Source organism: Prevotella sp. P5-92, from assembly GCF_002251245.1.
Taxonomy (GTDB): domain Bacteria; phylum Bacteroidota; class Bacteroidia; order Bacteroidales; family Bacteroidaceae; genus Prevotella.
Window position 1 is genome coordinate 1 of sequence record NZ_NPJG01000059.1, and the last position, 7007, is coordinate 7007.

Here is a 7007-nt window from a genome sequence, read left to right on the forward strand (position 1 = left end):
ATTTACGCTTGTTTTGATTTGCAACACTAAGATAAGTGAAAAATCTGACATGGCAAAATCCTGAGCAACTTTTTGTTGCTCAGGAACTTATAAATAAAGTTAAATCAAAGTGTTGCGGAATTAAGGTACCATTATCTTTGGCTGCATCGATGATAATCTGAGCCACATTCAACTGTTCAATCTCTGGTCGTTCATCAAATTCTACCTCAAATCCTTCTCCCACATCCATCATAAGACCTTTCTCTGAGTCCCAGTAGAAATCCTCGACAATGTTCCTCTGCTTTATAAACTCATTGCCGTTCCATGATTCTGTTGTAATGGTAGGATAAGTGGGAACAGAGAAGAAACTGTCATGCTCTTCTTCTCCGTATCTCTTGATGACTTCACTTGCCTTGTTGATAAGCTCTTGAAGGTCTGCTATATCTTCCTCCCTACCTATCTCCGCACTGTCAAGCTCAAAGTTGTAAGCTGAAAGTTCGAGGTCATTCTCCTTTGCTTTTTCAAATGCCTCTTCTCTCGTTTCGGCTATTACCTCTATCGAAGCAACCGCCGTAAAGTTGTGGATAATCGTAAACTTTTTCATGTCTTTAATTGTTTATGCCCAATCATTCACGAGCCACACTTCAATCATGTAGTTTACGGTATAGCCCTGAGTCTGAAAGGGGATTTGTAATTCTTGTTTTATTCTCTCTTTTGCCTCTTCCTTAGTCAGTCCATCAAATTCATCAAGTGGGATGTTGTGATGTTCCGCTATGGCTTCAACGGCTTCTTCCTTTGATGTGTATATACCCTTGCAATCTCGGTTATTCAATGAGTGCCAGGAATCGGTCTCATACACAGGATAAATGTAAGTATCGGTCATGCTACTTCTTGTCTAATAAAGAAGGTTATTGAGTTGAAGTTAGATGACCATGGATAACTGCTGATCATCCTATATCCTTCGCCTTTCTTGCCTGAGTATGGTTCGAGGTTCCAATGCTTACGAGTGCATTTACCTTTGCCTACTACTGTTTCGGTGGGTACATATCCCTTTTCAATGAGGGAGTTAATGACGGCTCTTTGCTCTTCACTGTATATCCGAGCATAAATATCACTCCGTCGTTCTGATTGAGTCTGAATAACAGCCCACACCTGCTGTTTCCATCTTGGTTCTTTATCTTTAGCCATAATCTTCAAGTAAGTTATAACGCTTTATTAGTTTATAAACCGTAGATTTTGTGAATGAGCATCCTTGTGAAGAAACGAATCCCTCTCTGTTTAGGATTTCTGCCATTTCTTGATAGGTATGCTCTTCCTTTACGAGAGTACGGAGCAATGCAATAGCTCTCCTGTTATTAGGGTTGTTGTCCGCTCTAGCCTTACACGTCTTTATGCTGTTTTGGATTGCTTTTTCATGTTTATCCAGTAAGTGCTCTGGATTACCAAGTTTGAATCCTCTAGCTTTTTTGGCTTGTAAGGCAGCTTTGGTTCGTGCTGCGGTTAGTTCGGCTTCATACTGAGAGATAGCCGATATGATATGCAGTACCATCTTGTTAGCTTGTGGAAAATCGCAAAAGACAATATCCACATCAGACTCCAACAGACTTGACAGGAATGATACACTTCTTGCCAGTCGATCCAATTTTGCCACAATGAGAGTAGCACCTTCTTTCCGACACTGAGATAACGCCTCTTTTAGTTTTGGTCTGTCAGATTTGCGGCCACTCTCTACCTCGACATACTCAGAAATTGGGATTGTGTCATGGAGGTAGTTGTGTATGATTTCTTTTTGTGCCTCTAATCCAAGTCCACTATAACCTTGCTTTTGTGTGGAAACTCGGAGATAGGCAACATACTTCGTTTCTTCCATTATGTTTATCGGATTTTAACATAAGTTCCGCAGGTTAGATGCTCGTCTTGCCTTTGGAACCGATGTGAGTGAAACAATAAAAAGAGGAATATAGGAGATTTCAGATTGTGTCATAAATCTTAGTTTCCTATATTCCCCACTATAAGGTATCAATGAATCTCTTACACCGCTTCTTTGTGTAAAAGTCCAAGTTTAGAGCAAATGAAATTGTAAGCAGAAACGCCACACTTTACATTTTCATCTACCAGAGATACGAGATTATCCAGAGAAACAAACTCGTACAGGACTTCACTTCCTGAATTTTCATCAGGAGTGATAGCGACATTATATCGGTTATCTTTAAGCTGAACCTTAATCCAGCCCTTTACCTTACCCTGCACATGAAAAGCAGTGCCGTTTTCGATAACTCGGATATTTCCAAAGTCCAAACCCCATCCAAAAGGTTTAGGAGAACATTGGAGCGCATCATGCCAGATAGTTTTGGCGATGTTGCTGTTCTTGTCTAATGTTGCCATAGTCTTAACCAAATAGGTAATTCATCACTTTAGCGTTATAGTCATCAACCCTGTTATTCTCAACATTCAGGTCGATCACTTCTGCCAAGTTATCAAGGTACACGTCATTAATCCTCTTTGCCTCTTTTCCTTCTTCATCGTACAGAGACACTTGGAAAAGGTCTGCTCCCTCGATATAAACAATTCTCACGTTGCCTGTGTGTATGAAGCCCTGGACGTGAAATTCCAAGGCATTATCAGAACACTCTAGGCTTTCTAAGTCCACTCCCCAACTCATCGGAAGGGAAGGGTCATGGGCGATAATACTCCAAATGTATCTCGCCATTTCAGTTGTCAGTTTCTTCTTCATTTTGATTTGCTGTTTTTGTCAATCCATTCCTTTGCTTTCTCCAATGATAGGAAGGTTTTATCTTCTACATCGTCATCCACGTTAAGTATGAAAGCATGGAAACAGGTTGGCGTAAACTCAATAATCCAGTTGTCCTCGTAGATATGTCGTTTAACCATATTTGAGAATGGATTTGATGTTATCAACTTGCTGTCTGGTAGGAGCTGAGAATACGATATAAGCGTCATCGTCCTCTACTCCAGTCCATACAACTTCATCTATCTCGCCGCCGTTATCTATGATTAACGACTTGTAATGCTGAATATCTCCATCGTGTTCAGCATCAATCATAAAGAATGTGCCTCTAGCCATAGTACTCTTTCATATAGCATGATTCACACAAAGAGCCATAATCATTCACATCGGAACGGCTCATAGGTTTACCACAATATTCACAATGTCTGACTGTTTCATGGTGGACGTAATTAGCCACCTCGAATATTGATGCCCCTCTATAAGATACAGAGACCTTATTACTATTCTTCTTTGTTGTTGTTTTCTTCGCCATTTTTATTTTCTTGTTTATGAAGAAAACAGGTAAATTTCTCCAGTTGCCTCTCGTCTAAAAGTCCAACCAGGAAACTCACCTGTTCTTCGAGTTTAACTTTGTCTTTCATATCACTCGCTATAAAACCGCTCTCACTTGGTCAAAATAGCACCAATGACCGTTATCTACATCAATAACCCCATGATGCTTTGAAACGTCGGCACTCTTAACGGATCGACCTTCTTTCTCACCTTGTCGGCAAATCTGAATATCTTCCACGATACCAACACAGACCTCACCACCAAAAAGAGTGTGCCTAATCTTATCGCCCAACTTTACTTTCATGCTGCTTCCTCCTTCCTAAGTTTGTCTTCGTACTTGTTGTAAACGTACTGAAGGAGAATTGACTTAATAACACGTGCTTTACTTTCTTCATCGTAGTGAGAGTAGTAAGTTCTTGGATTACCGTACCTGTCATCACGGTGTATTTCTACTCGACTTTCGCCACGTCCCAGGAAAGATGATAAGGGATAATCGGTATTGGTATCTGTGTTTTCGTACTGTACATATACATCAAGATATACCTTTCCCTTTAACAACTCCACCGCTTCAATAGTAGAGTTCCAAGAGTTGCCTCGCTGTCTGTCTCTGGAAATGAAGAGACGTTTATCACGAGACTTATACCTATTCTCCCCTGCTTCCTTGATGATTCTTGTTATGGTTGCAGGAGTTGTTGATAAGAGTTCGGAAGGAGATAAGGATTCTATGATTTCCAGTTTCTTCTTCGGAGCATATCTCTTGAAAAGCTCAGTATTAATGTTTGTTGCCATAATGTTTATTTTTTAATAAAGTATTCTGTTGCAGAGTGAACCAAGACATAGTAGTCCCGATTCACGCCACATTTCTCTTGATAAGGATTATAAATATCCAAGCATAAAGCCTCGTACAAGTGAGGTAGATGCTTCTTAATCTTAGCGACAAGCCATTTATAGTTTATTGGCTTCACACCTTTCATTTTGCGCTTCCATTCTTCAATCGTAATATCAGCACAACAGCACTCGTAGTACATATCAGTCAAGTATTCCTGATGCTACGATTTCTTTTGCTTTAGTAGCAGCATATTCATTACGCAGGTCATATCTATACTCGTCTGAACCATAGACCCGAATGATCCAAAGAGCCAGTTTGAATAATTCATTCTGGATGTAGCGATGCCATTTCACAGTAGATTCGGCAAAGCGTTTAGGATTGAAGCCACAGTTATTGATTGCATCTTCGAGGGCTTCCTGAGCAATCTCTTCTCTAGTTGGTTCTGCCATTTCTTTCTTCATGTTTACCGTTAATGACTGCAAACTTCTCTCGTATCTCTTGAATAGCATCAGCAAATTCGATGAACTGTGAGAAATTCATAGTTGTGCCATAGGACTTTATTTCAAATTGTCCTCCATCGGCTGTGTTGAGAGAGAGGGTAAGATCGCTGTTATCCTTCTCTTCTGTTGTTGGAGTGATTGTTATCTCGTATTTCATTGTTGTAGAAATGAAAAGCCAGGGAATACACACATTATTATAAATAATAGGTATTCCCCAGCCTTTGTTAATGTTGCTGAGTTGATTAGGCGGTCAGAATCTTCAGTGAACCTGCCACATTAGACTTCTTGATAAAATCGTCATAAGGGAGATCGGGATATTTTTTCTTGAAAGCCGCAAGGTCAAAACTGCTACGAGTTGTCTCTGCGGTTCGTGAGAATGTAATGCCGTCACCCTTCCACGAATCGACCGACAGGAAGAGCATGGTTTCGAGAATTTCCTTCTTGATATGAGTAAGTTCCTCTTCTGCTTCCTTCTTGGTCTGAATGAGTTTGATGATACGCTTACACTTCTTCTCAACCTCTTTCGGAAGTTCGTATGGATTGTTGAACTGTTCTCCGTTGCGGTCTGCGTCGAGTAGTGCTTTACAGATGTCGGCTGGGATTCGCTCGATAGGAACGATTTCAGCAATGTTTATCGGCGTACCGTCCTTCTTGGTCTTGTTTGCTATATGCAAAACTTTTAGGTCACGAACTCTTGCACCCTTTACCTGTAATTCAAAGAGGTAGGCATAGCATGAAAGCTGATACCTCGCTTTGGTCATCTGTGCCTTGGTTAACTTGGCATTGCTGTAAGTCTTGAGATCCAGTATGTCAAACTCGCTGTCCGATACTCTGCATACGATGTCGATATTTGAAGCATAGTATTCCATATCTGAGACATTGTACTCGCTTGCCTCAATGTTCATGTCTGCTGTGAGGTTTCTAAATGATTCCACCTCTACCGTGCCATCGTGTTCAAAGTCATTTATTAGCCTTTCGATTGACTTGTGAACACTTGTGCCGTATTCACCTGCTCTCTTGATTAGATACTCAGGGCATCCATCATATTCATGTCCTGCTACCTGTCTCTGAATGGCTCCTGTGATACCAAAGAGTTGTTTGTCACCAAGCCAGTATTCGTGTTCATCCTCCTTGAAGAGAACACCATTATTTACAAGTTCTATTCTTGCCATTGTTGTAAAAGAATTGTGGTGAGGTGACTACACTTTATGATTATGTTATAGTCACCCCACCTGGTTAATGATTAAGCTGCGTTAAACGACTGCAAAGCCTTCTTACGGTTGGTCAGAAGGGATTTGAGTTCTGGATTAGCCTCTATTACCTGAGTGTTGTCAAGGTAAAGAGATACGAGAGCTGATACATCGTTAGTGCTGTTGATAGTAGCCTTCAATGCTGCTGTCTGATCGGGAGCTGGAGCCTGTGCCTGTGATTGTACTACCTGTGGCTGAGCAGGACGATTGTTGTTGTACTGCTGACGATTACCATTGTATTGCTGACGCTGATAACCGCCATTATTCTTCTGCTGATAACCGTTCTGCTGTCCGTTGTTCTGGTCAGTCTGTTCCTCGTTAAACTCGCCAGAAGACCAAAGCTTCAAGGCTAGACCATGACGAGCGATTGCCCTACAAAGGCTTCTCTGAATACTACTGTTGATTTCAAAGGATGTTGCAGGTGCTACCTGTTTTTCCTCGTACAAGTGAGTCTGCTTGTTATAGACAGATACTGTATATCCTACAGACTTCATAGCTCGATTTGAAAAGTCAAGAACAGGGTTCCAGTCTTCGTAAGTAAGACCATCTGCTTCTACGGCAGTGTGAACCATAAGACCTAACTCTGATTCAAATACAGGGAGTCCAGTGTTAGGGTTGGTGAAAATCTTGTAGTTCGCAGAAGGGCAGAACTCTTTGAAGCACTTCCAGGTTTGGCTCCAAGATACATAGCTCATGCCGTTCTTCTTCTCGACCTCTTCTGAAAGGTCTGCATTGTACATAGCATCGAACATGAGAGAACGACGCTCATCTGCTGTAGCATCAGCAGGGATTACGGGTTTTGTGAATTTACACATTGTGGTAAAAATTTAATTTGTGAGTAAATAAGGTTGATACAAACGAAAAGGAAGGGAGCACGCCATCGTTATCTTCTTTTGGTTGATATTGATTTTGTGTTCCCTTCCGGGGTTACATCGTCCATTCTGCTAGGTTTTCCAGACTTTCTGCAAGGAGGATGTATTAGTTGATGAACCAGTCGTAGCCATCGGTGTCTTCACCGTTGATGGCTTTCTGTATTCCAATAGCGAAATCTGTTGCTTGCTGATTGCGGTCGATGAATCGGTCTATATAAGCCGACTGCTTGACTGCTTCATTTGTGTTCTGCATAAGATTCCAGCATGTGTATGGCT

Annotated in this window: 15 protein-coding genes; all 15 read right to left on the reverse strand. The window is 41.2% G+C overall.

Going from position 1 to position 7007, the window contains the following annotated elements:
• Positions 1-79 precede the first annotated feature (79 nt).
• On the reverse strand, positions 80-583 hold the full coding sequence (locus CIK99_RS06535) for a hypothetical protein (RefSeq protein WP_094380741.1): 504 nt from the start codon (positions 581-583) through the stop codon (positions 80-82).
• Between the two features lie 12 nt (positions 584-595).
• The gene (locus tag CIK99_RS06540; protein ID WP_094380742.1) at positions 596-862 is read right to left on the reverse strand and encodes a hypothetical protein; all 267 of its coding nucleotides are present in this window, start codon (positions 860-862) and stop codon (positions 596-598) included.
• On the reverse strand, positions 859-1167 hold the full coding sequence (locus tag CIK99_RS06545) for a hypothetical protein (RefSeq protein ID WP_094380743.1): 309 nt from the start codon (positions 1165-1167) through the stop codon (positions 859-861). The genes CIK99_RS06540 and CIK99_RS06545 overlap by 4 nt, the downstream gene beginning before the upstream one ends.
• On the reverse strand, positions 1160-1849 hold the full coding sequence (locus tag CIK99_RS06550; protein WP_173805325.1) for a recombinase family protein: 690 nt from the start codon (positions 1847-1849) through the stop codon (positions 1160-1162). The genes CIK99_RS06545 and CIK99_RS06550 overlap by 8 nt, the downstream gene beginning before the upstream one ends.
• Positions 1850-2010: 161 nt before the next feature.
• Positions 2011-2364, reverse strand: coding sequence for a hypothetical protein (locus tag CIK99_RS06555; protein ID WP_144007917.1), 354 nt, complete (start codon positions 2362-2364; stop codon positions 2011-2013).
• A 4-nt stretch (positions 2365-2368) separates the two neighbouring features.
• Complete coding sequence (locus CIK99_RS06560; RefSeq protein ID WP_094380746.1) at positions 2369-2713, reverse strand: hypothetical protein; 345 nt, start codon at positions 2711-2713, stop codon at positions 2369-2371.
• Complete coding sequence (locus CIK99_RS15525; RefSeq protein WP_173805327.1) at positions 2710-2871, reverse strand: hypothetical protein; 162 nt, start codon at positions 2869-2871, stop codon at positions 2710-2712. The genes CIK99_RS06560 and CIK99_RS15525 overlap by 4 nt, the downstream gene beginning before the upstream one ends.
• Complete coding sequence (locus tag CIK99_RS06565; protein WP_094380747.1) at positions 2864-3064, reverse strand: hypothetical protein; 201 nt, start codon at positions 3062-3064, stop codon at positions 2864-2866. Before CIK99_RS06565 ends, CIK99_RS15525 begins: the two co-directional genes overlap by 8 nt.
• 164 nt (positions 3065-3228) lie before the next feature.
• A complete protein-coding gene (locus tag CIK99_RS15270) occupies positions 3229-3369 on the reverse strand; it encodes a hypothetical protein (protein WP_158215924.1) in 141 nt (46 codons plus the stop codon).
• 211 nt (positions 3370-3580) lie between these two features.
• On the reverse strand, positions 3581-4069 hold the full coding sequence (locus tag CIK99_RS06575) for a hypothetical protein (RefSeq protein ID WP_094380749.1): 489 nt from the start codon (positions 4067-4069) through the stop codon (positions 3581-3583).
• Positions 4070-4309: 240 nt separating this feature from the next.
• A complete protein-coding gene (locus CIK99_RS06585) occupies positions 4310-4570 on the reverse strand; it encodes a hypothetical protein (protein WP_216822788.1) in 261 nt (86 codons plus the stop codon).
• The gene (locus CIK99_RS06590; protein ID WP_094380752.1) at positions 4542-4766 is read right to left on the reverse strand and encodes a hypothetical protein; all 225 of its coding nucleotides are present in this window, start codon (positions 4764-4766) and stop codon (positions 4542-4544) included. The genes CIK99_RS06585 and CIK99_RS06590 overlap by 29 nt, the downstream gene beginning before the upstream one ends.
• A gap of 85 nt (positions 4767-4851) precedes the next feature.
• Positions 4852-5781 (reverse strand): hypothetical protein, encoded by a 930-nt coding sequence (locus CIK99_RS06595; protein ID WP_094380753.1) that lies wholly within the window; start codon positions 5779-5781, stop codon positions 4852-4854.
• Positions 5782-5852: 71 nt separating this feature from the next.
• Complete coding sequence (locus CIK99_RS06600; RefSeq protein ID WP_094380754.1) at positions 5853-6674, reverse strand: DUF1071 domain-containing protein; 822 nt, start codon at positions 6672-6674, stop codon at positions 5853-5855.
• Between the two features lie 163 nt (positions 6675-6837).
• Positions 6838-7007, reverse strand: a 170-nt coding sequence (locus CIK99_RS06605) for a DUF3871 family protein (RefSeq protein WP_144007918.1), incomplete at its 5' end; no start/stop codon positions are given.